This is a genomic window from Bacillus cereus group sp. MG4 (genome assembly GCF_040460055.1).
Lineage (GTDB): Bacteria > Bacillota > Bacilli > Bacillales > Bacillaceae_G > Bacillus_A > Bacillus_A wiedmannii.
The window spans coordinates 3,014,642-3,038,138 of sequence record NZ_JARVGZ010000001.1 but is presented as its reverse complement, the minus strand read 5'-3'; the positions used below and the strand labels follow the sequence as shown (position 1 = coordinate 3,038,138).

The following is a 23,497-nucleotide window of genomic DNA, read 5'->3' as shown; positions in this document are numbered from 1 at the left end:
TGCTTGGAAGAAATCATACAAGAAAATATTGATAAGTTGTTATTATTTATGAGAGAAGAAGCGTATAGACCGTTAACAATACAAGAGTTAGAAGAGGCATTTGGAATTGAAGGTTCTGAGGGCTTTAAAGATTTTGTAAAGGCACTTGTAACGATGGAAGAGAAGGGACTTGTTATTCGCACACGTAGTAACCGTTACGGTCTTCCTGAAAAGATGAGTTTAGTACGCGGTAAATTAATTGGACATGCACGTGGCTTTGCGTTCGTTGTACCAGAAGAGAAGAAAACGGGAGACGATGATCTTTTCATCCCGCCTACAGAGTTAAACGGTGCACTTCATGGTGATACAGTATTAGCGCGTGTTAGCGCACAATCAAGTGGATCACGCCAAGAAGGTTCAATTGTACGTATTTTAGAGCGCGGCACGAAAGAACTAGTTGGTACATATACAGAATCGAAAAACTTTGGATTTGTGATACCTGACAATAAGCGCTGGACGAGTGATATCTTTATCTTGAAAAGTGCATCAATGGGTGCTGTAGAAGGTCATAAAGTAGTTGTGAAAATTACGAGCTATCCAGAGAATCGTTTAAGTGCAGAAGGTGAAGTTATTCAAATTCTAGGTCATAAAAATGATCCAGGAGTAGATATTTTATCAGTTATCCATAAACATCATCTACCTTTAGCGTTCCCTGAAGAAGTGATGGAGCATGCAAACAGTGTACCAGAAACGATTTCAGAAGAAGATTTAAAAGATCGCCGTGACCTGCGTGACCAAATGATCGTAACGATTGACGGTGCAGATGCGAAAGATTTAGATGACGCTGTTACAGTAACGAAGCTCGAGAACGGTAACTACAAACTTGGCGTTCATATTGCGGATGTAAGTCATTACGTTCAAGAAGGTTCTCCAATTGATGTAGAAGCAGCGGAAAGAGCAACGAGTGTATATCTTGTTGACCGTGTAATTCCGATGATTCCGCATCGTCTATCTAACGGTATTTGTTCGTTAAACCCGAAAGTAGACCGTCTGACGTTATCTTGTGAAATGGAAATCAACAACTTAGGTGATGTTGTAAAGCATGAGATATTCCAAAGTGTGATTAAAACGACAGAGCGTATGACGTATGCTGACGTAAGAAGCATTTTAGAAGATGAGGACGAAGAGTTAATCAAACGCTATGAGCCGCTCGTACCGATGTTTAAAGAAATGGGTCAATTGGCACAGATTTTACGTGAAAAACGTATGCGCCGCGGTGCAATCGACTTTGACTTTAAAGAAGCGAAAGTATTAGTAGATGAAGAAGGTAAACCGACAGATGTTGTCATGCGTGATCGTTCTGTATCAGAGAAGTTAATTGAAGAATTTATGCTTGTTGCGAACGAAACAGTAGCAGAGCATTTCCACTGGATGAACGTACCATTCATGTACCGTGTCCATGAAGATCCGAAAGAAGATAAGCTGGAACGTTTCTTCGAGTTTGTAACAAACTTCGGATATGCAGTAAAAGGACGTGCGAATGAAATACATCCTCGTGCGCTGCAACAAATTCTTGAAATGGTTCAAGGACAGCCTGAAGAAGTAGTTATTTCAACAGTAATGCTTCGTTCAATGAAGCAAGCGCGTTACGATGCGGATAGCTTAGGACATTTCGGTTTATCAACTGAGTTCTACACACATTTCACATCACCAATTCGTCGTTACCCAGATACAATCGTTCATAGACTAATTCGTGAATACATCATTAACGGTAAAGTCGACAACGAAACACAAGCAAAATGGCGTGAAAACTTACCTGAAATTGCAGAGCATTCTTCTAATATGGAACGCCGTGCTGTTGAAGCAGAACGTGAAACAGACGAAATGAAAAAAGCAGAGTATATGGTTGATAAGATCGGCGAAGAGTATGACGGTATGATTAGCTCTGTAACAAACTTCGGTTTATTCGTAGAGCTTCCAAATACAATTGAAGGTCTTGTACACGTTAGCTACTTAACAGATGATTACTACCGTTATGACGAGAAACATTTCGCAATGATCGGAGAACGTACAGGTAACGTATTCCGCATCGGAGACGAAATTACAATTCGTGTTATTAACGTAAACAAAGACGAGCGTGCAATCGACTTTGAAATCGTTGGCATGAAAGGTACGCCTCGTCGTAAGTTCAAAGATCGTCCAGTCGTTATCGAACAGCCAAGAACAGGCAGAAAGAAACGCGGTGGACGTAGCGAACGTAGTAATGAGCGCGGCACAGGAAGAAAGTTTGATCGTGGTGGACAAGGAAAAGGAAAAGGATCCGCATCAGCATCCACATCCGCTAGTCAGCCAGGGAAAAAAGATGGTAACGGTAATGGTAAGAAGAAAAAAGGCTTCTTTGAAAATGTACCAGGATTCAAGAAGAAAAAGAAAAAGCGCAAGTAAGAAAAGAGTGGCTTCGCTTTAATGAAAAGCGGGGCCTTTTCTTTTTTATTGGTGGCTTGAGAGCGAGCCGCTTTCGCTTTTTAATGGAATCTAGCTACAGTGGCTAGAATGTTCGGCGGCTTCGCTTCTTCTCTAGAGGCAAAGAGCGCCTCAAGGTCAGAAGCTCCATCCACCTCACATTCTGAGCGAGCCACTTTCGCTTTTTAATGGAATCTAGCTACAGTGGCTAGAATGTTCGGCGGCTTCGCTTCTTCTCTAGAGGCAAAGAGCGCCTCAAGGTCAGAAGCTCCATCCACCTCACATTCTGAGCGAGCCACTTTCGCTTTTTAATGGAATCTAGCTACAGTGGCTAGAATGTTCGGCGGCTTCGCTTCTTCTCTAGAGGCAAAGAGCGCCTCAAGGTCAGAAGCTCCATCCACCTCACATTCTGAGCGAGCCACTTTCGCTTTTTTTAATGGAATCTAGCTACAGTGGCTAGAATCTATTGGCCATTTCACTCCCTCGGACGAAGCAAAAAGCGCTTCTCTGTCGGGAGTTCCAATGTCCAAAGATTCTGAGTGAGCCACTTTCGCTTTTTTATAACATTTGTTACAATAGTAAAAATAGAGGAGGGACGTTATATGCCAAAAGGTTCAGGTAAGGTTATTGCACAAAATAAAAAAGCATTTCATGATTATTTCATCGAAGAAACATACGAGGCAGGGCTTGTCCTTCAAGGAACGGAAATTAAGTCGATTCGCGCTGGACGCGTGAACTTGAAAGATGCGTTTGCACGTGTACATAATGGTGAAGTATGGGTACATAATATGCATATTAGTACATATGAGCAAGGGAATCGTTTCAACCATGATCCGCTTCGCACGAGAAAGTTACTTCTTCATAAAAAAGAGATTGAAAAGTTAACGGGTGCTTCAAAAGAAACAGGCTATGCATTAGTTCCAGTTAGAATTTATTTAAAAAATGGATTCGCGAAAATGGCACTTGGTTTAGCAAAAGGTAAAAAGCAATATGATAAGCGTAACGATTTAAAAGAAAAAGAAGCAAAACGTGAAATTGCACGCGCGTTCCGTGATCGTCAAAAGATGTAATACAGATATTTACATTTGTAAAACGACGCGCGTATGTTATAATAACTTATGTAAGATTGTTGCACATTGAAAAACAGCTCTTAGTAGCTATCACGATATTTCTTCGTATGCTCCATTTTTATCATGGGGACGTTACGGATTCGACAGGGATAGTTCGAGCTTAGGTTGCGAGTCGAGGGGATCGGCCTCGTTAAAACGTCAAAGCCTATAATTGGCAAACAAAACAATCTTTCTTTAGCTGCTTAATTGCACTAAAGGTTCCTCCCTCCATCGTCCATGTGGTAGGGTAAGGGACTCAAACTAAGTGGACTACGCCGGAGTTCGCCGTCTGAGGGCGAAGGAAGAGAACAATCAGACTAGCAACTTGGAAGCCTGTCGATAGGCCGAAGAGTTCGCGAAATGCTAATATATCGACTACACTCGTAGAAGCTTAAGTGCCGATATTTTTGGACGTGGGTTCGACTCCCACCGTCTCCACCAATACATATTTGGTGGTTTTTTATTTTGTATGATATGAACCATAACTTTGCCAGATTGGCGGGGTTATGGTTCTTTTTGTTTTGCGGTTTATAAAATGCTTAAGTTGATGGGGGAGGGCAGTACCCCTGAAACAGAAAATGAAGAAATAGTTATTGATGATAAATAGGTAGATACTATAGCTACCTTTAATGATTACATAATATGTATTTGAATCTTCATATCCTTTGTGTTTTTATCCATATCTATTGTAAGATTATATAGTGTTCTCCTAATAAGCTGTTATAATGGCCTTTTTTAGGGGTTTCATATTTATAAATTTTAAAATGGTTTTTTTAGATAATTTTTTATCTAACTAAGTTATATTGAAGTAGAGGTGAACCATCGGTGAGGCAGGTGTTAGTAATTAAGAATGAACGGTCTTTAGCGAAGAAAATCGTAAGCGGTTTAAAGCAAGAAGGCTGTTTTATTTTAAAACTTCACAATGAAAACGAAGGTTTAAATATAGTATATGAACAAGATTGGGATATTATCATATTGGATTGGGATTCATTAAGTGTATCCGGACCAGAAATTTGTAGACAAATACGACTTGTTAAAACGACACCGATTATTATTGTGACCGACAATATTTCTAGTAAGGATTGTATAGCAGGGTTACAGGCAGGAGCAGATGATTATATTAGAAAACCATTTGTGAAAGAAGAATTAGTAGCAAGAGTTCAAGCTATTTTAAGAAGAAGTGACTATAATCAGCAAAATGAGATAAACTTTTTTCAGTTTAAAGATCTCTTTGTTGATGCATCTAGCAATATTGTGAAAAAAGATGGTAAAAATCTCTCGCTTACGAAGCGTGAGTACGATTTACTTGTATTTTTAATCAAGAATAAAAATACAATATTGAGCCGTGAAATGCTTTTGAATCAGGTTTGGGGATATAACGTAGTAGTAAATCCAAATGTAGTAGACTTATATATTGGGTATGTAAGAAAAAAGTTAAAGTGCGAGAAGAAAGACAGATATATTCAAACGATACATGGCAGAGGCTATTCAATGGTTGATTGATAAAAATAAGATAATCAGATAGTTTCTGTGAAATATTAAAAGAAGATTGCTATCAGAAATGGGCATTTTTTTGCAGTAGAAATCATGGTTTATAAGGTGCTAATCTATCGGTTAGTACGTGCGGGGGATGGATCTGGTGGAGACCGTATCTAATTTATTTTTAATTTTATTAACTCACACCATTCACAAGATTTTCACAGAATTAATGATTATACTAATTAACAGGATGTTCAAATGAAAATGATTATCAATATTGATTTAGGTGAAGAAAAGTTATTATCTAATTCAATCTATGAAAGTCATCATTTTCGAACTAAATTACATAATAAGGAGTATACGTATGAAAAAAACTATGCTTTTAAAATTAGTAAGTATTCTAGCAATTTTCACTTTAATGTTAGTAGCTTGCTCAGATTCAGGTAAAGAAACTTCGAAGGCTACTAAAGATAATGGTAGTGATAAGCCAAAAACGGTTGAAATTACTGATGCGCATGGAAAAGTTACAGTTCCTGTAAATCCAAAGAATGTAGTTGCTTTAGATAATAGAACGTTTGAAACTTTAGCTGATTGGGGAATTAAATTAGCGGCTGCTCCAAAGGATATCATGCCTGCTGATTCAGCATATAAAAAGGATGAAAAAGTTCAAAATATCGGGAATCACCGTGAACCAAATCTTGAAATTATTGCAGCGGCAAACCCTGACCTTGTAATCGTTGGTCAAAGATTTGCTGATCATTACGAAGAAATCAAAAAATTAGTGCCAAATGCAGCTGTTATTGATCTTAATTTTGATGTTTCTGAGAAATCTACTACGCCTGGAAAAAATTTAGTAGATGGACTTAAAAATTCTACAACTACTTTAGGAAAAATCTTTGATAAAGATAAAGAAGCTAAACAATTAGTAGCTGATTTTGATAAATCTATTGAAAAAGCAAAATCTGCTTATAACGGAAAAGATAAAGTTATGAGTGTTATCGTTACTGGTGGGAATATTGGTTTTGCTGCTCCACATTCTGGTCGTGTTTGGGGACCAATGTATGAAATTTTTGGTTGGACTCCAGCATTAGAAGTGTCTAATTCTACTGCAGGTCATAAAGGTGATGACGTTTCTGTTGAAGCTATTGCACAAACAAATCCTGATTGGCTTTTCGTATTAGATCGTGATGCTGCAACATCTGATGCAGCTAAGTCAACACCTGCTAAGGATGTTATTTCTAAATCACCAGCTCTTCAAAACACAACTGCTGTTTCTAAAAAACAAGTTGTTTATGCACCAGAAGATACTTACACAAATGAATCAATTCAGACTTATGTAGAGTTATTTGGAAATCTTGCAAAAACTTTAGCTAAGTAGTGTAAAGGGGTACGAAACAGTGTCAAAAAATATGATTTCTAGGGTTGAGAATATTTCTCAACCCCAGTTTTATAATCACAATAAAATATGGACAAAACCTTTTATAATAGCGGTTATAGTTGTTATAATTTTAGGGATTATATCACTGTTTACCGGAGTTTATGATATACGTGGACAAGAGGACGGAATGGAGATGTTTTTCATCACTCGTGTTCCGAGAACAGTTGCATTAATGCTTACTGGAGCTGCAATGGCGATGGCAGGGCTCGTAATGCAATTAATTACACAGAATCGTTTTGTTGAACCTACTACAACGGGGACTATTGAATGGTCAGGCTTAGGCCTGCTTTTTGTCTATTTATTATTTCCTGCCCCGACTTTAGTTCAAAGAATGACTGGTGCAATCATTTTTTCTTTTATAGGAACTATGATTTTCTTTCTGTTTTTAAGAAGAGTTAAACTTCGTTCGTCTTTAATTGTCCCTATTATTGGATTGATGCTTGGAGCAGTTATTTCTGCAGTGTCTACTTTTTTGGGACTCCTTTTTCAAATGACGCAAAGTATTGAAACTTGGTTCGTAGGTTCATTTGCTAACATTCAGGTGGGAAGATACGAATATTTATGGCTAATTGTTATCGTTACTTTGCTTATTTTTATGTATGCTAATAGATTGACTTTAGCTGGACTAGGAGAAGATGTCGCAACAAGCCTTGGCGTTAATTACAATAGAATTGTTCTTTTTGGGACGGGCCTTATCTCTGTTGCAGTTGGAATTGTTGCAGCTGTTATTGGACACTTACCTTTCTTAGGATTAATTGTGCCAAATATTGTTTCCATGTTTAGAGGTGATGATCTTAGAAGTAATTTACCTTGGGTTTGTGTGATTGGAATGGGGACAATAACTGCCTGTGACATCATTTCTCGAACAATTATAAAGCCTTTTGAAGTCCCTGTTTCTTTAATACTTGCAACAGTGGGAGCGGTCGTGTTTATTACTATTCTATTGAGACAAAGAAAACCAAGGAGGCTGCGATGATCACATTAGAATATAAAAATAAAGAAAATGTCGAAATCGATTCTAGCCTTCATAATGAAAGTAGATCAGCTAGTGCTTTTCGTTCTAAGAAGGAAGCAAGACGTTATTGGATTTTACTCATAACATTGATTGCTTTAGGTCTCCTTTCTTCATATGGACTTTTAGTTTATAACAACCCAGTTCCGATAGATTCACCTTCTTTTATCCCAGTTGTTAAGAGAAGGATAGTAGCTATTGTTGCAATGATTATTGCTGCAGTTTGTCATAGCTTATCGACAGTTGCTTTCCAATCTATTACGAATAATAAGATTATTACTCCTTCACTTTTAGGTTTCGAATCACTTTATTCAGCAATTCAAACGAGTACAATATTCTTCTTTGGTGCTAGTGCATTAATAAATTTTAATGGAATTGGATCATTTTTATTTCAAGTTGTTGTGATGGTCTTCATGAGTTTGATACTTTATGGATGGTTACTTTCCGGTAAATACGGGAATTTACAACTTATGCTTTTAGTTGGAATTATTATTGGTACCGGGCTAAATTCTGTGTCAACTTTCATGAGAAAACTACTTGCGCCTTCAGAATTTGATATTTTACAAGCGAGATTATTTGGTTCTGTTAATCATGCAGACCCTGCATATTTTCCTATTGTAATTCCTATGATCATAATTGTAGCAGTATTAATTTTTGCTCATTCTAAGAAGTTGAATGTTTTGTCATTAGGAAAGGATGTTGCTACTTCTTTTGGGGTTAAATATCAACCTAGTGTAATTTATACGCTTGTGTTAGTTGCTATTTTGATGTCTATCTCAACAGCTCTAATTGGGCCACTTACTTTCTACGGCTTTTTAGTAGCAACTTTGAGTTATCAGGCGGCGTCAACTTATGATCATAGATATATTTTCCCAATGGCTTTTGCTATAGGATTTTTAATAATGACGAGTGCATACTTTTTAATGTATCATGTATTCCATGCTCAAGGTGTAGTTTCAGTTATTATTGAATTATTTGGTGGAATCATATTCTTAACTATAGTTTTAAGGAAGAGGGCTTTATGATAAAAATCGATAATGTTAAAAAGTTCTATACTGATAAGGTGAAAATAGGACCTTTGGATATTGAAATACCAAAAGCGGGCTTTACTTCTTTAATTGGACCAAATGGCGCTGGAAAGTCTACGACACTTTTGATGATTGGAAGACTTTTAGATATGGATGAAGGTCAAATTCAAGTAGCGAATATGGATGTTTCTGAGTCCAAATCAAAAGACTTAGCAAAAATTTTGACTATATTGCGACAAGAAAATCATTTTGTAACGAGGCTTACTGTTAGACAATTAGTTGGATTTGGGCGCTTTCCTTATTCAAAGGGAAGATTAACTAGAGAAGATGAGGTTATCATTTCTAAATATATCGATTTCTTAGATTTAACTAGTTTAGAGAATAGATATTTAGATGAGCTTTCTGGTGGTCAAAGACAAAGGGCATATGTAGCGATGGTATTGTGCCAAGAGACTGAATATGTGCTATTGGACGAGCCTCTGAACAACCTTGATGTTGCGCGCTCTGTTCAAATGATGGAGCATTTGAGACGTGCAGCTAATGAATTCGGAAGAACAATATTGACTGTTATGCATGACATAAATTTTGCAGCTAAATACTCTGATAAAATTTGTGCTATGAAAGATGGGCAAATTGCTGCTTTTGGAACAGTAGAAGAGGTTATGGACCCAACACTTTTGACAGATATTTTTGAAACAAAAATAGAAATTATCAAGGGTCCTTATGGGCCAATTGCTGTTTATTAGATAAAAAATGTATACTGTAGCTTGCGTAAATTATGCTAGCTAATCTAGTTGAAGTTGCTGTCTGTATTTTATAGGCAGCAGCTTTTTTTATGCGATTACTTATAAAATGAAAAGGAATGCTTCACCTTTTCAAGTATCTACCAAACGGAAAATTTATATCTGTATAACTTTTTATAAAAATTCAGCTTGGTTCTTTGTATGTAATATTGCATATAAGAGTGTATTGATAAAAGTGTAAGGGGTCACTATAATGAGGGCATAAAGATTAATCACATTTTCGTAGCAATAAAAAAGGAGGAAATAATATGGAAATCGCAATGGCAGTTTTGAAATTTGTAGGTGGCGTAATCCCGTTAATTCAAGAACTTTTAAAAGCATTTATGTAGGTTTATTAGTTAGCTATTATTTATCAATCATTATCATATCTTACTAAAAAAAGAACGGGGTGATTTTTCTGAATATTAAGAAAAACACTAAAAGAAGAAAGTTCCTTGCATGTTTATTAGTTAGTCTATGCACTATTCATTATTCATCTATTTCCTTCGCAGAAACACAAGTAGGTAATGCAACTGATGTAACCCAAAATGCTAGTGGCATTGATACTGGTATAGCAAATCTTAAATATAATAATCAAGAGGTTTTAGCTGTAAATGGTGATAAGGTAGCGAGTTTTGTTCCGAAAGAAAGTATCAATTCAAATGGTAAATTTGTAGTAGTGGAACGCGAGAAAAAATCACTTACAACTTCACCAGTCGATATTTCGATTATTGATTCTGTGGTGAATCGTACGTATCCAGGAGCGGTACAACTTGCAAATAAAGCTTTTGCAGACAATCAACCTAGTTTATTAGTGGCTAAGAGAAAGCCTTTGAATATTAGTATAGACTTACCTGGCATGAGAAAAGAAAATACAATTACTGTCCAAAATCCGACATATGGTAATGTGGCTGGAGCAGTAGATGATTTAGTATCTACTTGGAATGAAAAGTATTCTAAAACACATACGTTACCTGCAAGAATGCAGTATACAGAATCTATGGTTTATAGTAAATCACAAATCGCAAGTGCCCTTAACGTTAACGCTAAATATCTTGATAACAGTCTAAACATTGATTTTAATGCGGTTGCAAATGGAGAGAAGAAAGTGATGGTAGCGGCATATAAGCAAATATTTTATACCGTAAGTGCTGAGCTACCTAACAATCCATCCGATCTTTTTGATAATAGTGTTACTTTTGATGAGTTAACTCGTAAAGGAGTAAGTAATTCAGCTCCACCTGTTATGGTTTCAAATGTAGCTTATGGTAGAACCGTTTATGTAAAATTAGAAACCACATCTAAGAGTAAAGATGTACAAGCTGCTTTTAAAGCCTTACTTAAGAATAACAGCGTCGAAACGAGCGGACAGTACAAAGATATTTTTGAAGAAAGTACCTTTACTGCTGTAGTATTAGGTGGAGATGCGAAAGAGCATAACAAGGTTGTTACTAAAGATTTCAATGAAATCCGAAATATTATTAAAGATAATGCTGAATTAAGTCTTAAAAATCCAGCATACCCAATTTCATATACAAGCACTTTCTTAAAAGATAATGCAACTGCTGCTGTTCATAACAATACAGATTATATTGAGACGACAACTACAGAATATTCAAGTGCTAAAATGACACTTGATCATTACGGTGCTTACGTTGCTCAATTTGATGTATCTTGGGATGAATTCACATTTGATCAAAATGGGAAAGAAGTACTAACACATAAAACATGGGATGGTAGCGGCAGAGACAAAACAGCTCATTACTCTACAGTTATCCCTCTTCCACCAAATTCAAAAAATATAAAAATCGTAGCTAGAGAATGTACTGGTCTTGCATGGGAATGGTGGAGAACAATTATTAATGAATAAAATGTTCCATTAACAAATGAAATAAAAGTTTCAATTGGAGGAACAACATTATATCCAACGGCTAGTATTAGTCATTAGGTATAAAAAAGCGCCCTGTAATCAGGGCGCTTTTTTACTTAGTCACAAATTTTACTCTTTCCAAAACTGTTCTAGCAAAATAACGATCATAGTACCTACGAGTAATCCGTTACTTAAAACATATTGTAAGGAAGAAGGAACGCCGCTAAATGCAATTTCTGGAAGAAACATTATACCCAAACTGATTAATAATGAAATTCCTAATATAGTTAATCGACGTTGCTTTAATTCTTCAAGTAAAATGGATTGAAATGAAATGCCTATTACTTGGACAAATGTAGCTAAAAGTGCAGCATTAGCAATAGGACCTGGTAGCAAGGATATAAAGTTTACAATTGAGGGGATAAAAGAAATACCTGCTAATATAAGACTTGCTATAAGAAACGACTTCACCTTTTTTTGACCTGTTAGTTGAATAAATCCTGCTGATGCAGGTAATGGTACAATCCCAATTGTAGAGAACAATGATGAGATAATATGTGATATACCTCCGACCCATACACCACGGTTCAGTATTTGCTTTTCATTTTTTTTAGATAACGGAGCCACTTGTTTTACAGCCGAAATAGCAGCAATTGTATTTGCAACTAAAAGAAAGGTAAATAAAGTCGCAGTTAGAGACATTCCAATATCGAATCTAGGTGTGCCCCAAGCAAATACCTCTGGTAACTTAACTAGCGTTGTATGTGAAGGCATATGAGATGATTTTCCTAATACTGCATACAAAAGCCAACCACATGAAATTCCAAGTAACACAGCGTAACTTTTCATCCATCCTTTCCCTTTAATTGATAAGAAAGTAATAAGGGCAAAAACAAAGAGCGCAATAGTAGCAATTGTATAGTCGGGATGAGTTGCAGATCCTTGTAATCCCATCATTCCTTTTAGTAACACACCACTAAGCTGAAGTGCTAAGATTAAAAGAAAAGTTCCTGTAACTAAAGGGGTAAATAAACGTAAGATTCGCTGAACAAGCCCTGTTATACCAAGAACGAAGAGTAATATACCTGCAATAATTAACCCACCTTCTAAAAGTTGTAATACATCTTTTGCACTTTGTCCCTGATGCATAGCTACTTGTCCTAATATGACAAATATACTTACCCATGAACCTGCTGGCCCATCCGCTATGGGATAGCGATGCCCAAACCACGCTTGTAGAAACGAACTTACTCCCACGACTAAAAAAGTCCGCTGCATTAATGTTGAGATATCTTCTATTGGTAAATGGAATATGCCACCAATAATGATAGGTAATGCAATTGCATTTGCTAATAGAAACACAAACCATTGTAGAGTACTAAAGCTCGTATCGAAGTGCTTTTTATTCATATTATTCTCCTTTGCCGAAAAAGAATCTCATAGTAAAAATCTATCCTTTCTACAAAGTTAGATTAAAAAGGATAGATTTTGTAAATCAATAAAATTATTTTAAATATATATATAGTTTTTTAGTTAATTACCATGTACGGAATGGTAAAAATTTCCCGTTAAGTGTAATCACGATACGGGGGTCGCCACCTTTTGGATCTTCTTGTGTATCCACACCCAGGTTGAAGTTAATTGCACTCATTACACCTTCGCCGGCCTTTTCTAAGATTAATTCTCTAATAGTTGGTGCATATTGTAACATCATTTCATATAAGCGATATGCAATCGGGTCAGTAGGTGGCATTTCCATTACTTGGCCACGAAGTGGAACTACTGTTAATGCTTGAACTACTTCTTCATCTAATTCTAATAGTTTACCGATTTTTTCTGCTTCTGGACGTGTCATTGTAGCTTGTCCTAATAACGCTGTTACAACCCAAGTCTCAGAGTGTTCACTTACTTTTGCAATTTCTTCCCAAGTTAACCCTTTTTTAATTTTTGCCTCTAGAATTTTTTGCGTAGCTTCTTGTCTATTCATATCTAATACTTGTTTTTTCATATCTAATAACTTCCCTTCATTTAAGTAATAATTAATTTTTCATACCATTTAATGCTTTATATCCATCAACTATTAAATCTAATTTACCTGTGTGAGGATCAATAACTAAACCATGTACAGGAACATCTTTTGGAATAAGTGGATGATTTCTTACTAAATCAACATTAGCTTGAGTTGAACCGTTGACATCATCGAATCCAAATAACCATTTTTCAAGGTCAACACCAGCGTATTCAATCGCTGATAAAATTTCTGGTGAAGCTACTCCACGATCTAATATTTTTTGAAGTGTTCCTTTTGGATTCGTTTGGCTCGCGCCACATCTATGGTGTCCAATAAGGAAGATTTCATCTGCATTTAAATCGTATACTGACGCTACAACACTTTGCATAACACTATCGAAAGCAGAAGCAATTTTACCACCTGCATTTCTGATAACTTTTGCATCACCATCGTGTATATCTAAAGCTTTTGGAAGTAGCTCAATTAAACGAGCATCCATGCAAGAAACAACAACCATACGTTTTTTAGGCATCTTTGTCGCTTCACGAGGAGCGTATTCTTTATTTTCTACAAATTGTTCATTGAACGATAGAATTTCTTGTAATAACATATTTGTAACCTCCTTTAAATCTAGATGTATTTTTTTGTTGCGTCCTCTGTGTTATAAGTAAATATAACTGATAAATAATGTGATGTAAGAGGATAAACTAAGTATAGTGAATTGTATCGATAAGCAGAATAAGTTGGCGAAACACTTTCGGGCTTTCTACTTTCACGGTGAAAGGATTGGTTTATATCATTGATCAAACAGATTTTGAGATACTGAAATTATTAGGAGAAAACTCAAGAATACAATGGAAAGAACTTGGTCAAAAAATACATATGACGGGGCAGGCCGTAGGAAATCGAATTCGAAGATTAGAGGATTTAGGGATTATTGAACAATATACAATTGCAATAAACCGAATCAAATTAGGACAAGTAGTGACTGCATTTGTTACTTTGTTCGTAACAACAGCTAATCACCAAGAGTTTATGAATTTCTTTCAAGGAGAAGAAGGGATTTCTGAAGTACACCGTATAAGTGGTGAGGGGTGTTATTTATTAAAAACACATTTTGCGTCCAATGAAGACTTAGATAACTTTCTAGGACGACTATTAAAATACGGGAATTATCGTGTTAACTTATCAATAGGAAAGTTGAAATAAGGTTTCCTTTCCTTGGAGGGGATAGTAACATTATTTGCTAAACCTTATTTGTATAGAGATAATAAAATTTTTATCTTAAATAGCTGGAGCCTTACTACAATTTATGTGTAGTAAGGCTTTTTAAAGCTGTTAAAAAAATGAGAGATATTATATTCAACAATCGGGATGAATTGTTGAGGGGGATATAAGACAATTTTTTTCAAGGGAATCATAAATGATTTTTCCTCAAAAAAATCCTGCAGCTCAGTACAGGATTTGTAATCAAACGTTTTTAAAAACTAAATTGTGGTTTCATATCACCTGTATAAGGTTCATGTTCAACGAATATAGTGATGTCCTTACCCGCTTGGTCTTTACCAGTTCTTTTATACGTAAATTTCTTATTGTTCAGTTCAGTAAGTTCAAGAGCCGCACCATATTTATTATTTCCAATTGAAACATGAGCTCTTATTTTATTTTCGTGTACAACATCGAAGTAGCCATAATCACCGCGGCTTTGACCTGTTTCGCTATTGAAGAACTCATATTTATTAGACTTGTCATCGAATTTTGCTAGACTAATGAAGTTCGAATTAAACTGTGTTACGTCATTACCAGCTTCATCTAATACTTTTGTTCCGTGCCAAAGTGTTCCACCTAAAATTTTATCTCCATCAACGTTTTTAACGATATCGCCTGTAGTCGTGTTCAGTTGCTTGTCCGGATCAGTGAAAGAAAGCTCTTTTTCTTTATATGGAACATGTTCAACGAAAACTTCTACATCGTTACCGTTAGCGTCTTTCCCCATTCGTTTATAAGTAAATACATTTTTATTTAGTTTTGTCATATCAACAACAGCTTGATATTTCATTGATTCTGAAATTAATATTCTCTTTTTCCCATCATTTGTGATAAAGAAAGTTCCTTTATCGCCACGACTTGCACCTGTTTTAGCGTCAAAGAATTCATATCTTCCTGACTTTGCATCATATTTCGCAAGGCCAATGAAGTTTGCATTTTCTTTTGTTACATCATTTTTATCTTTGTCATATACTCGTGTACCTTGCCAATTTGTATTGCTAAGAATGTTAGCCATTTTTTGGCCTTTCGTTAACTTATTTTCCTTTTTTGTTTCTTTGGCAGCTTGTTCTTGTTTCGGCTTATTATGATTTTCTTCAGCTTTAGTACCAGCACATCCTGTTAGTGCTAGTGTGAATCCGAGCAATATAGATGATAGTGCTTTCGTTTTTTTGTTCATGTTTTATCGTCTCCTTATTTTATGATTTTAAATAGTTCGTGTTTCTGAATGTAATTACTACGTTTATTATGTTAATGGCCGAGTATAAACTGCCTCTAAATAAAACATTAAAAAAAGATAAACTAATTCCTAAAATTTTTTCATACTTATAAAAAGTTCTTTTACATAAGGTGAATGTAAATCTCTCATTTTGAAAGTGGCGTAATTAAATGGGCGGATTAGCATTATGCTTACAGTACGCTTTTTGATGTGATGCTATACTGTATATAGGGTTCTATGAGTGTTTGTTGTGTCGGTTTTTGTCGGTAAGTCGATATTCTATGTCGAATCGTTGATATATTGAAAAAATCGTTGATATATTGTGAGTTATGATAGATATATTTGAAAAATCGTTGATATATTGTGAGGAGGGCTAAAGATGATTGTGAAAGAACGACAAATGCCAATGTATTTACGGCAATTAGAAGCGTTATCTAGAAGATTACCTGCTCACCATCCGAAACGGGATATGGTTGCAGAAAGTTTAGCGAAGCATAAAGCAGGTTACAAAGGTGAACAAGCTATCAATTATCCACTAAGTTTTTTGCCAGAAGAAACATATAGTATTTTGCACGATATAAGGTTGTTTGATCAAAATCACCATTTTCAAATTGATACGATTATCATTTCAGCATATTTTCTTCTTTTCCTCGAAATAAAAAATATAGTGGGTACATTACTATTTGATTCAAAGTTTAATCAGCTTATTAGAATATCAGAGGGGAATTCAGAAGGCTTTCCAGATCCAATTTTACAAGTGAAAAGACAAGAGGAACAGTTTAGAAAATGGTTAAGTTTAAATGGGTTTTCTCGTTTTCCGATTGAATCACTCGTTGTTATTAGTAATCCACGAACTATTATTAAAGCTTCAGACGATAATCTCCCCAATAAAATTATCCACAGTGCAAATTTACCTCATAAAATAAAATGGTTTGAGAGTAAATATAAGAAAAAAACTATAAAAAATGTAGACGATCTTATTTGTCAAATAGTAAGGCATCATACTCCATTACAGCAAAATATCCTTGAACAATTTAAAATCAAAAAAGGAGAATTGTTAAACGGCGTACGATGTGAGGTATGCTCTATAATACCGATGTTGAAATTAAAAAAAGGGTGGTATTGTTCAAATTGTAAAGCTATCTCTAAAGTAGCACATGAGGATGCCATACATGATTATGTACTTCTTATTAGTGTAACTTGTACAAATATGCAGTTAAAGGAATTTCTCCATGTTCAATCAAGTGCAACAGTTCATAGACTCCTCCAAACAATGAATATCCCCCACACAGGTGACAACAAGGGACGAATATATGATTTAACTACGTTTCAATCATAATTTTGCTATAATAAATAAGTATTTACGTGAAGGAGAGTGTGAAATGAAGTTTAATATCGATCATTACATAGCTAGCGTTTTACAGTGGATATTGAATATAGCGTTAATTATATTGTCCATTGTTTTATCGATCTTTTTAATTAACGAGACGATTACATTTATTCAATACATATTTTCAACAAAGGAATATACATCGTATAAATTGGTTGAGAGCATCATCGTCTATTTCTTATACTTCGAGTTCATCGCATTGATTATTAAGTATTTTAAGTCGAATTATCATTTCCCGTTACGTTATTTTATTTATATCGGAATTACGGCGTTAATTCGTTTAATTATCGTATCTCATGAGGAACCGATGGAGACGTTGTTATATGCGGGATCCATTCTTGTTTTAGTCATTGCTTTATACATATCAAATATGAGAGATTTGAGAAAAGAGTAGTAGTGCAGACATACGTTTGCACTACTTTTTTATGTCTTGACCTTCAAGTTACTTGAAAGTTTACAATGTAAATAGGGCGTTTGAAATTGAAAAAAATTGAGAAATTAAGTGAAGAGGTTTCTTTTACTTGGAGGTTATAGCAATGAGTCAGGAATTAAGGTTACGTCCTTTAGAACGGGAAGATTTAAAGTTTGTACACGAACTTAATAATAATGCCCATATTATGTCGTATTGGTTCGAAGAGCCGTATGAGGCATTTGTGGAGCTGCAGGATTTATACGATAAACATATACATGATCAAAGTGAACGCCGATTTATCGTTGAGAAAGATAATGAGATGGTTGGATTGGTCGAGTTAGTGGAAATCGATTATATTCACCGTAGAACAGAATTCCAAATTATTATTGATCCAAATTATCAAGGATATGGTTATGCAGCAGAGGCGACGCGTTTAGCGATGGATTACGCTTTTTCTGTATTAAATATGCATAAAATATATTTAGTTGTCGATAAAGAGAATGAAAAAGCTGTACACGTTTATAAAAAGGTTGGATTTATGGTAGAAGGAGAACTTCTCGACGAGTTTTTCGTTGATGGCAACTACCATAATGCGATAAGAATGTGCATGTTCCAGAAGGAATATTTTAGAACGAAATAATGGAGTGAAAAGGCTATAGACAATCATTGTCTATAGCCTTTTTTTATTATGTTTAACAACAACTATTTATTGTAAAACAATAAATAGTTGTTGACTTAAAATGTTAGCAGGCTTATTATGATGGTATTGAGAATAGTAAAAAGGAATGCAGATAAATTAATTGTGAAATCAAAGGAGAATATATTATGAAAAAATATTTATTAGCAATTGTATTGATATCATTAGGAGCTACTTGTTTATTCATACACGGTGCAACTAGTAAAATGGATGGAACTGGTTTGCTTATAGAACCCTACTTTTTCCTAGTACCAATAAGTTATTTAATGTTCTTTAGTGGTATTGGTATTTCGTTATTTGGATTTATTACTTCAGGGTTGAAAAAACAGTAATAGATCAAAGTGGTTAAATTTTCAATCTTAGAGTATAAAAAGGAGAGATTATGATGAAAAAATATTTATTAGCTTCTAGTCCAATATTTTTAGGAGTGTTATGCATCATTATGTTTAATGTAATTGGTTCGGAAGTAAAACGAGATGGAACGTTAGTGGAACCATTTTACTTCATTCCGTTAGCATATTTATTTACTTTCACTGGAATTGTTGCGATTTTGTGTGTGGCTCTTTTCTCGGTGCTTCGAAAAAAGACAGCGTAATAAAACACTTGCCATGAAATAGAAACATACGATAGGGAAGAAAAATAAAAAGTGAGCTGAATCATGGTGAATCATTATTGTTATCCTGAAAGGCAAGTCGGATCGGCTATTACTTTGGCAGGAGCACAGGGGACAATTCATGCTGTGAATCAAGCGATTCAAATGCAGCAGCAAGCATATTTTGCACAAATGATGCAAGGGCAGTATATGTCGTACTCACAGCCTCCGATGCAAATTGTACATTACGATGTGCATCCAGCGGGTTTATTTTCCATTCCATATGGCGGGACATACTTCTTATGAAAGAAAGCGACTGATAAGAGTCGCTTTCTTCTTTTATATTCCGCCTAGTTTCATTCCAAGGAATGCAAAAAGGATACCAATAATATAAGTAGTACTTAAATATAGAAATAGTATGCCGAAATTTTTACGATTGAAGAGCTGAATGGACTCTAGCTTAAATGTTGAAAATGTCGTGAAGGCACCCATAAATCCAGTACCTAATAATAATTGCCAGCTTGTAGTGACTCCGTTTCCAATTATATATCCGAGTAAAAACGCGCCTGTTATATTAATGAGAAATGTAGCAATTGGAAAGGAAGTTTTATTTCTTTTTTTAAACCAATTACTAATTGCAAATCGTGTAATAGCACCGAAAAATCCACCTGTTGCCACTAATAAAGCTTCTATCATAAGTGATCACCTTCCGTAAGATGTTTCTTAATTAAGAAATCACCTAGTGTATAGCCAAGACCAGACATAATGAGACCACCAAGTATGCTGCATGATACATATAAGAAAGCCGTATCCCATTCAGAAAGGTTGATTAGTTGCACAGTTTCTACACTGAATGTTGAAAACGTCGTAAAGGCACCGATGAATCCAGTTCCAATGCCTGTGATAATTTCTGACGGTAAGATGTTTCGCCGAGCGATATAGGTAGTCAGCCAAGCTAATAGGAAGCAGCCGAGTAAGTTGATGAGCAATGTGGCTAGCGGAAATGAATGATTCCATGAAGTATGAATAGTAAGACCTAAATAATAGCGAGAAAGGGCTCCTAATATACCGGCTATGCCAACGATAATATAAATCAATTTCTTCACCTCTTTAAATAGCTTACTCAAAAAAATAGACTCCTACCAGTAGTTATACTGGTAGGAGTCATTAGCTAAGCAGCAGTTATGGCGAACTCCATCGCCTATGATTATTACATATAGTGTACTAAACATCGCGTTTGATTTCCAGTGAAGAAGTTGGGGTATTTTGTATTTTTTGCTGATGTAAGAGCAAGAATTATTACTTATAAACTAAATATAGTGATATAAGGTTTTCGATGTGATAAAATATTTCGTATGTCTGTCATTCAGTTTTATTTAACTGAAAATAAAGAAAATTAAGTTGTGTGTTTTAGAAAAGGGGCGTTTATTTGAAGAAATTATTAAAAATAGTACTTATATGTATTTTAGTAGGAGTGGGAGTTGTAGGTGGTTTTTTAGCGTATATGACGCTTACTAAAGAACAGCCTGCTGATGTTATAAGTTTGAAGGTGGAAAATAATAAAGAGCGCGTATTAGCGACAGGAAATGAATTTAAAGTTACAACATTTAATATTGGTTATGCTGGATTAGATAAGGACCAAGACTTCTTTATGGATGGTGGAAAAGGTTCTAGTTCAAGTAGTAAAGAGCAAACGGAAACGAATTTAAAGAAAATGCTTTCGTTTTTACAAAATGAGAATAGTGATTTTACATTATTACAAGAAGTTGATATAAAATCAATGCGATCTTTTGATGTAAATGGGCATGAATTTTTGAAAAAAGGATTACCTGATTATGCTTTGTCGTTCGGAAAGAACTATGATACAAAATGGGTCCCTGTACCAATTACAAGTCCAATGGGATATGCGGAGGCTGGATTAAGTACGTTTTCTAAATATACAGTTCAAACAGCGCAGAGGTTCCAGCTTCCTGGAATGGAGCCTTGGCCGAAGCGTTTGTTTGATTTAGATCGAGCGATTGTTGAGCATAAAATACCTGTTAATAATGGGAAGTTTGTGAGACTCGTAAATTTACATTTGTCTGCGTATGATGAAGGCGGGAAAATTAGAAAACAGCAAGTAGAGTTTTTAAAAGAATATATGAACAAGCATTATGAAAATGGTGATTACGTAATAATGGGCGGAGATTGGAATCAATTACTTTCTAACGTTCAATTAAGTGATCCGAAGTTTGTAAAAGAGCGTCCTGAGTGGTTAGTAGAGTTACCGAAGGACTTTACTGATGGTGGCTTTAAGTGGGCTGTAGATCCATCTGTTATGACGGTGAGAGATGATGTGAAGAAGTATGTGGAAGGTGAAAACTTTGTCACGATTATTGATGGTTTTATCGTTTCACCGAATGTGGAAATTGTAAATGTACAAGGGAAAGATTTAAAGTTTGAAAATAGCGATCATAACCCAGTAAGTGCGGTATTTAAGCTGAAGTAATCGATATGTATAAGTAGAAGGTGGGGCTTCATATATGGAGTGGTTAAAGAGAACTTGTTTTTCTAACCTTGAGAAAGAATCACAGAAAAATCATTTATTGCTGTTCATTACGATTTGTAGTTTCTTTCTTGGAATAATCGCGATTGGGTATTACGGATATATCTTTACAGAGAGAGCAATAGCGTTTTGGGTTTGTGGCATTTCTGTCGTTGTATTTGGAACGCTTTTTACTTTTATAAAAAGTATGGAATCAGTGTATAAATACATCATGACATTTATGTTGCTTATGATGTCTTTCATTATGGTACAAGCTTTTAATGAAAGTCCGGCTGTATTTCAAATGGTCTACTTTACGCTAGCAGTTTCACTTATTTATTTAAGTGAACGTCTCGTTATCATTCTCGGCGGAGTGGCGGTTGTTATCACATTTATTCTTTGTAGTTATTGGCCGGAGCAATTTTTTGCTTATACAGCGGCATCTGAGGCTACAAACTTCGCAAGCTTGTTAGCAATCGTAACGATCGCAATGTGGGGCGTAACGAAGATTGGCTCTAATTTGCTAGCTCGTTTAAGTGATGAGAAGCAAGAAGTAATGAGAAAAGCTCAGGAGCTAGAAGAGACGCAAAGGCTTATTGAAGAAACAGTTGTGAAGTTAGATAGTAATTTCAATCATTTAAGACAAAATATGAATACGTCAATGGAGTCGATGAGTGAAATTAATTTCGCTTTTGAAGAGGTGGCAGTTGGTACGCAATCACAATCAGAGATGATGTCACGTTCAGTAGAAGTATTGAATGATATGGAAGGAAATATTGAACAAATCATCTCTCAAGTAAGAAATGCATCAATTCGTGTTGATGAAAGTTTAGAGATTTCAAAGGGTAGTGTGAATACTTTAAGAAATTTTGAAGCTAACATGAGAAGTTTAAATGATGTTGTTTCACAATCGGGAATTATATTTAGAGATTTAATGATGCAATCGAAGCAAATTAATGAAATTGTAGATGTAATAACGAATATTTCAAGTCAGACGAGTTTGCTAGCTTTAAATGCAAATATTGAAGCTGCAAGAGCAGGAGAACATGGAAAAGGGTTTGCTATTGTAGCGAATGAAGTATTAAAGCTTGCTGAAGAATCGAATCGTTCAGCTGGAAGAATTCAAGGGATTTTGAAGGAGTTTAGTAATCAAGCAAGCAAGGTGGAAGTGCAGGTAGAAAAATCAGAAAGAGTACAAGAAGAATGTAATGAAATGCTAGCAAGCGTTTTAACAAATGTAACGGATTTAGGGAAGTTTATTGATGCAATTAATGATGTAATGAGAGAGATTGTTGTTCATCAAGAAAATTTCCAGGCTAAAACGACGAATATCGTAAAGGATGTTACACATGCTTCTAATGTAATTCAGCAAACTTCTGCGGCTACAGAAGAAGTGTTAGCAAGTGTGGAAGAAGAAAAACATCGAAATGATATATCGGTGAAGACGTTGCATACTGTTAGCGAGCAAGTGAAGTTACTAGAAGATATTTTAGAAAAGTAATATTGATTGAAAAGGGCGCACTATGTGTGCTCTTTTTCATTTTAACGAATACTTAATAGGAATTTAATTGCTTTTCTTTGAGTTTTCTGCCAAGCTTAAGGAGATAAAGTGAGACTTTAATTAGTGGGGCTATACGCTACTGATTATTAGTTGAACCCCGCAAATAGCGGAATTAAAATACTTCAAAGAAAGAATTATATAGGTGACGCATATGATCGAAGTTAAGACTTCTGAACTTAGTGATGGAGAATTTAATAGAGGTGTATTTGCAACTCGTGATATTAAAAAGGGTGAGTTGATTCACTCAGCACCAGTTATCTCTTATCCGAATGAACAGCATGAACACATTGAGAAAACGTTACTTGCTGACTACGCATTTGAGTATGGGGTAAATCATACAGCATTCCTTTTAGGATACGGCATGTTATTTAATCATGCATATAATCCGAATGCAACGTATGATATTGTCTTTGAGAATCACACGTTTAACTTCTTTGCTTACAAAGATATAAAAGCGGGAGAAGAGATTCTAATCAATTATAATGGTGAAGTTGATGACGATGAGCTATTATGGTTTGATAAGGAAAAAGAAGAGAACGAAAAGTAAATTATAATAAGTAATAAAAAAGATGCTTTTACATAGGTAAAAGCATCTTTTTTATTGATGAAAATAAAGTAAAGATTACAAAAAAATACCACTTTATTTTCGTATGGTATAGTAAGAT

General features: G+C 35.2%; 23 protein-coding genes, 1 other RNA gene, 1 pseudogene and 1 riboswitch. Of the genes and pseudogenes, 19 read left to right on the top strand and 6 right to left on the bottom strand.

Annotation, left to right across the window (positions count from 1 at the left end):
* The first annotated feature begins 3 nt into the window (after nt 1-3).
* The 9 genes and pseudogenes from rnr (at nt 4) to alo (ending at nt 11,238) form a co-directional block, all read left to right on the top strand.
* Nucleotides 4-2,424: a ribonuclease R gene (gene rnr / locus QCI41_RS16125; protein ID WP_353837110.1), complete on the top strand. Its 2,421-nt coding sequence runs from the start codon at nt 4-6 to the stop codon at nt 2,422-2,424.
* 620 nt (nt 2,425-3,044) lie between these two features.
* Nucleotides 3,045-3,512 (top strand): SsrA-binding protein, encoded by a 468-nt coding sequence (gene smpB, locus QCI41_RS16120; RefSeq protein WP_001123908.1) that lies wholly within the window; start codon nt 3,045-3,047, stop codon nt 3,510-3,512.
* Nucleotides 3,513-3,637: 125 nt separating this feature from the next.
* Nucleotides 3,638-3,992: a transfer-messenger RNA gene (gene ssrA, locus QCI41_RS16115) on the top strand.
* Nucleotides 3,993-4,376: 384 nt separating this feature from the next.
* Nucleotides 4,377-5,054, top strand: coding sequence for a response regulator transcription factor (locus QCI41_RS16110; protein WP_353837111.1), 678 nt, complete (start codon nt 4,377-4,379; stop codon nt 5,052-5,054).
* Between the two features lie 340 nt (nt 5,055-5,394).
* A complete protein-coding gene (locus QCI41_RS16105) occupies nt 5,395-6,408 on the top strand; it encodes a siderophore ABC transporter substrate-binding protein (RefSeq protein WP_215562349.1) in 1,014 nt (337 codons plus the stop codon).
* 19 nt (nt 6,409-6,427) lie between these two features.
* Nucleotides 6,428-7,444 (top strand): ABC transporter permease, encoded by a 1,017-nt coding sequence (locus QCI41_RS16100; protein ID WP_046960060.1) that lies wholly within the window; start codon nt 6,428-6,430, stop codon nt 7,442-7,444.
* A complete protein-coding gene (locus QCI41_RS16095; RefSeq protein ID WP_000631234.1) occupies nt 7,441-8,505 on the top strand; it encodes an iron chelate uptake ABC transporter family permease subunit in 1,065 nt (354 codons plus the stop codon). The genes QCI41_RS16100 and QCI41_RS16095 overlap by 4 nt, the downstream gene beginning before the upstream one ends.
* On the top strand, nt 8,502-9,254 hold the full coding sequence (locus QCI41_RS16090) for an iron ABC transporter ATP-binding protein (protein ID WP_353837112.1): 753 nt from the start codon (nt 8,502-8,504) through the stop codon (nt 9,252-9,254). Before QCI41_RS16095 ends, QCI41_RS16090 begins: the two co-directional genes overlap by 4 nt.
* A 445-nt stretch (nt 9,255-9,699) precedes the next feature.
* Nucleotides 9,700-11,238: pseudogene (alo, locus tag QCI41_RS16085) on the top strand (anthrolysin O/cereolysin O family cholesterol-dependent cytolysin Alo).
* Nucleotides 11,239-11,289: 51 nt separating this feature from the next.
* On the opposite strand, the gene QCI41_RS16080 reads toward alo, so the two are convergent.
* The 3 genes from QCI41_RS16080 to QCI41_RS16070 all read right to left on the bottom strand — a co-directional run bounded on the left by QCI41_RS16080 (nt 11,290) and on the right by QCI41_RS16070 (nt 13,781).
* The gene (locus QCI41_RS16080) at nt 11,290-12,570 is read right to left on the bottom strand and encodes a purine/pyrimidine permease (RefSeq protein ID WP_353837113.1); all 1,281 of its coding nucleotides are present in this window, start codon (nt 12,568-12,570) and stop codon (nt 11,290-11,292) included.
* Between the two features lie 127 nt (nt 12,571-12,697).
* The gene (cynS, locus tag QCI41_RS16075; protein WP_033662787.1) at nt 12,698-13,147 is read right to left on the bottom strand and encodes a cyanase; all 450 of its coding nucleotides are present in this window, start codon (nt 13,145-13,147) and stop codon (nt 12,698-12,700) included.
* Between the two features lie 52 nt (nt 13,148-13,199).
* A complete protein-coding gene (locus tag QCI41_RS16070; protein WP_060488075.1) occupies nt 13,200-13,781 on the bottom strand; it encodes a beta-class carbonic anhydrase in 582 nt (193 codons plus the stop codon).
* Nucleotides 13,782-13,948: 167 nt separating this feature from the next.
* On the opposite strand from QCI41_RS16070, the gene QCI41_RS16065 reads away from it, so the two are divergent.
* A complete protein-coding gene (locus QCI41_RS16065; RefSeq protein WP_002008929.1) occupies nt 13,949-14,380 on the top strand; it encodes an Lrp/AsnC family transcriptional regulator in 432 nt (143 codons plus the stop codon).
* 271 nt (nt 14,381-14,651) lie between these two features.
* Here QCI41_RS16065 and QCI41_RS16060 read toward each other — a convergent pair whose 3' ends face one another.
* Nucleotides 14,652-15,617 carry a DUF4822 domain-containing protein gene (locus QCI41_RS16060; RefSeq protein ID WP_353837114.1) on the bottom strand — a complete coding sequence of 322 codons (966 nt, stop codon included), beginning with the start codon at nt 15,615-15,617 and terminating at the stop codon, nt 14,652-14,654.
* 418 nt (nt 15,618-16,035) lie between these two features.
* On the opposite strand from QCI41_RS16060, the gene QCI41_RS16055 reads away from it, so the two are divergent.
* From QCI41_RS16055 to QCI41_RS16030, 6 genes are all read left to right on the top strand, one after another.
* Nucleotides 16,036-16,995, top strand: coding sequence for a nuclease-related domain-containing protein (locus QCI41_RS16055; protein WP_353837115.1), 960 nt, complete (start codon nt 16,036-16,038; stop codon nt 16,993-16,995).
* Nucleotides 16,996-17,038: 43 nt separating this feature from the next.
* Nucleotides 17,039-17,440: a phosphate-starvation-inducible protein PsiE gene (psiE, locus tag QCI41_RS16050; protein ID WP_000671178.1), complete on the top strand. Its 402-nt coding sequence runs from the start codon at nt 17,039-17,041 to the stop codon at nt 17,438-17,440.
* A 142-nt stretch (nt 17,441-17,582) separates the two neighbouring features.
* Nucleotides 17,583-18,098 (top strand): spermidine N1-acetyltransferase, encoded by a 516-nt coding sequence (speG, locus tag QCI41_RS16045; RefSeq protein ID WP_088092265.1) that lies wholly within the window; start codon nt 17,583-17,585, stop codon nt 18,096-18,098.
* Nucleotides 18,099-18,280: 182 nt separating this feature from the next.
* Nucleotides 18,281-18,487 (top strand): DUF3955 domain-containing protein, encoded by a 207-nt coding sequence (locus QCI41_RS16040; RefSeq protein WP_353838825.1) that lies wholly within the window; start codon nt 18,281-18,283, stop codon nt 18,485-18,487.
* 50 nt (nt 18,488-18,537) lie between these two features.
* Nucleotides 18,538-18,750 carry a DUF3955 domain-containing protein gene (locus QCI41_RS16035; RefSeq protein ID WP_097857045.1) on the top strand — a complete coding sequence of 71 codons (213 nt, stop codon included), beginning with the start codon at nt 18,538-18,540 and terminating at the stop codon, nt 18,748-18,750.
* Between the two features lie 63 nt (nt 18,751-18,813).
* Nucleotides 18,814-19,053: a DUF3947 family protein gene (locus QCI41_RS16030; RefSeq protein WP_046955610.1), complete on the top strand. Its 240-nt coding sequence runs from the start codon at nt 18,814-18,816 to the stop codon at nt 19,051-19,053.
* Nucleotides 19,054-19,086: 33 nt separating this feature from the next.
* On the opposite strand, the gene crcB (QCI41_RS16025) is transcribed toward QCI41_RS16030, so the two are convergent.
* Nucleotides 19,087-19,443, bottom strand: coding sequence for a fluoride efflux transporter CrcB (gene crcB, locus QCI41_RS16025; RefSeq protein WP_000568598.1), 357 nt, complete (start codon nt 19,441-19,443; stop codon nt 19,087-19,089).
* Nucleotides 19,440-19,844 carry a fluoride efflux transporter CrcB gene (crcB, locus tag QCI41_RS16020; RefSeq protein WP_353838826.1) on the bottom strand — a complete coding sequence of 135 codons (405 nt, stop codon included), beginning with the start codon at nt 19,842-19,844 and terminating at the stop codon, nt 19,440-19,442. Before crcB (QCI41_RS16020) ends, crcB (QCI41_RS16025) begins: the two co-directional genes overlap by 4 nt.
* Nucleotides 19,845-19,898: 54 nt before the next feature.
* Nucleotides 19,899-19,958: riboswitch (Fluoride riboswitch) on the bottom strand.
* A 218-nt stretch (nt 19,959-20,176) separates the two neighbouring features.
* Between crcB (QCI41_RS16020) and QCI41_RS16015 the strand changes: the two genes are divergently transcribed.
* The 3 genes from QCI41_RS16015 (at nt 20,177) to QCI41_RS16005 (ending at nt 23,379) form a co-directional block, all read left to right on the top strand.
* Nucleotides 20,177-21,235, top strand: coding sequence for an endonuclease/exonuclease/phosphatase family protein (locus tag QCI41_RS16015; RefSeq protein ID WP_353837116.1), 1,059 nt, complete (start codon nt 20,177-20,179; stop codon nt 21,233-21,235).
* A 34-nt stretch (nt 21,236-21,269) separates the two neighbouring features.
* Nucleotides 21,270-22,772, top strand: a complete 1,503-nt coding sequence (locus QCI41_RS16010; RefSeq protein WP_353837117.1) for a DUF4077 domain-containing protein — start codon at nt 21,270-21,272, stop codon at nt 22,770-22,772.
* A 211-nt stretch (nt 22,773-22,983) separates the two neighbouring features.
* Entirely contained in the window at nt 22,984-23,379 is a 396-nt protein-coding gene (locus tag QCI41_RS16005) for an SET domain-containing protein (RefSeq protein WP_000573650.1), read from the top strand.
* Nucleotides 23,380-23,497 lie beyond the last annotated feature (118 nt).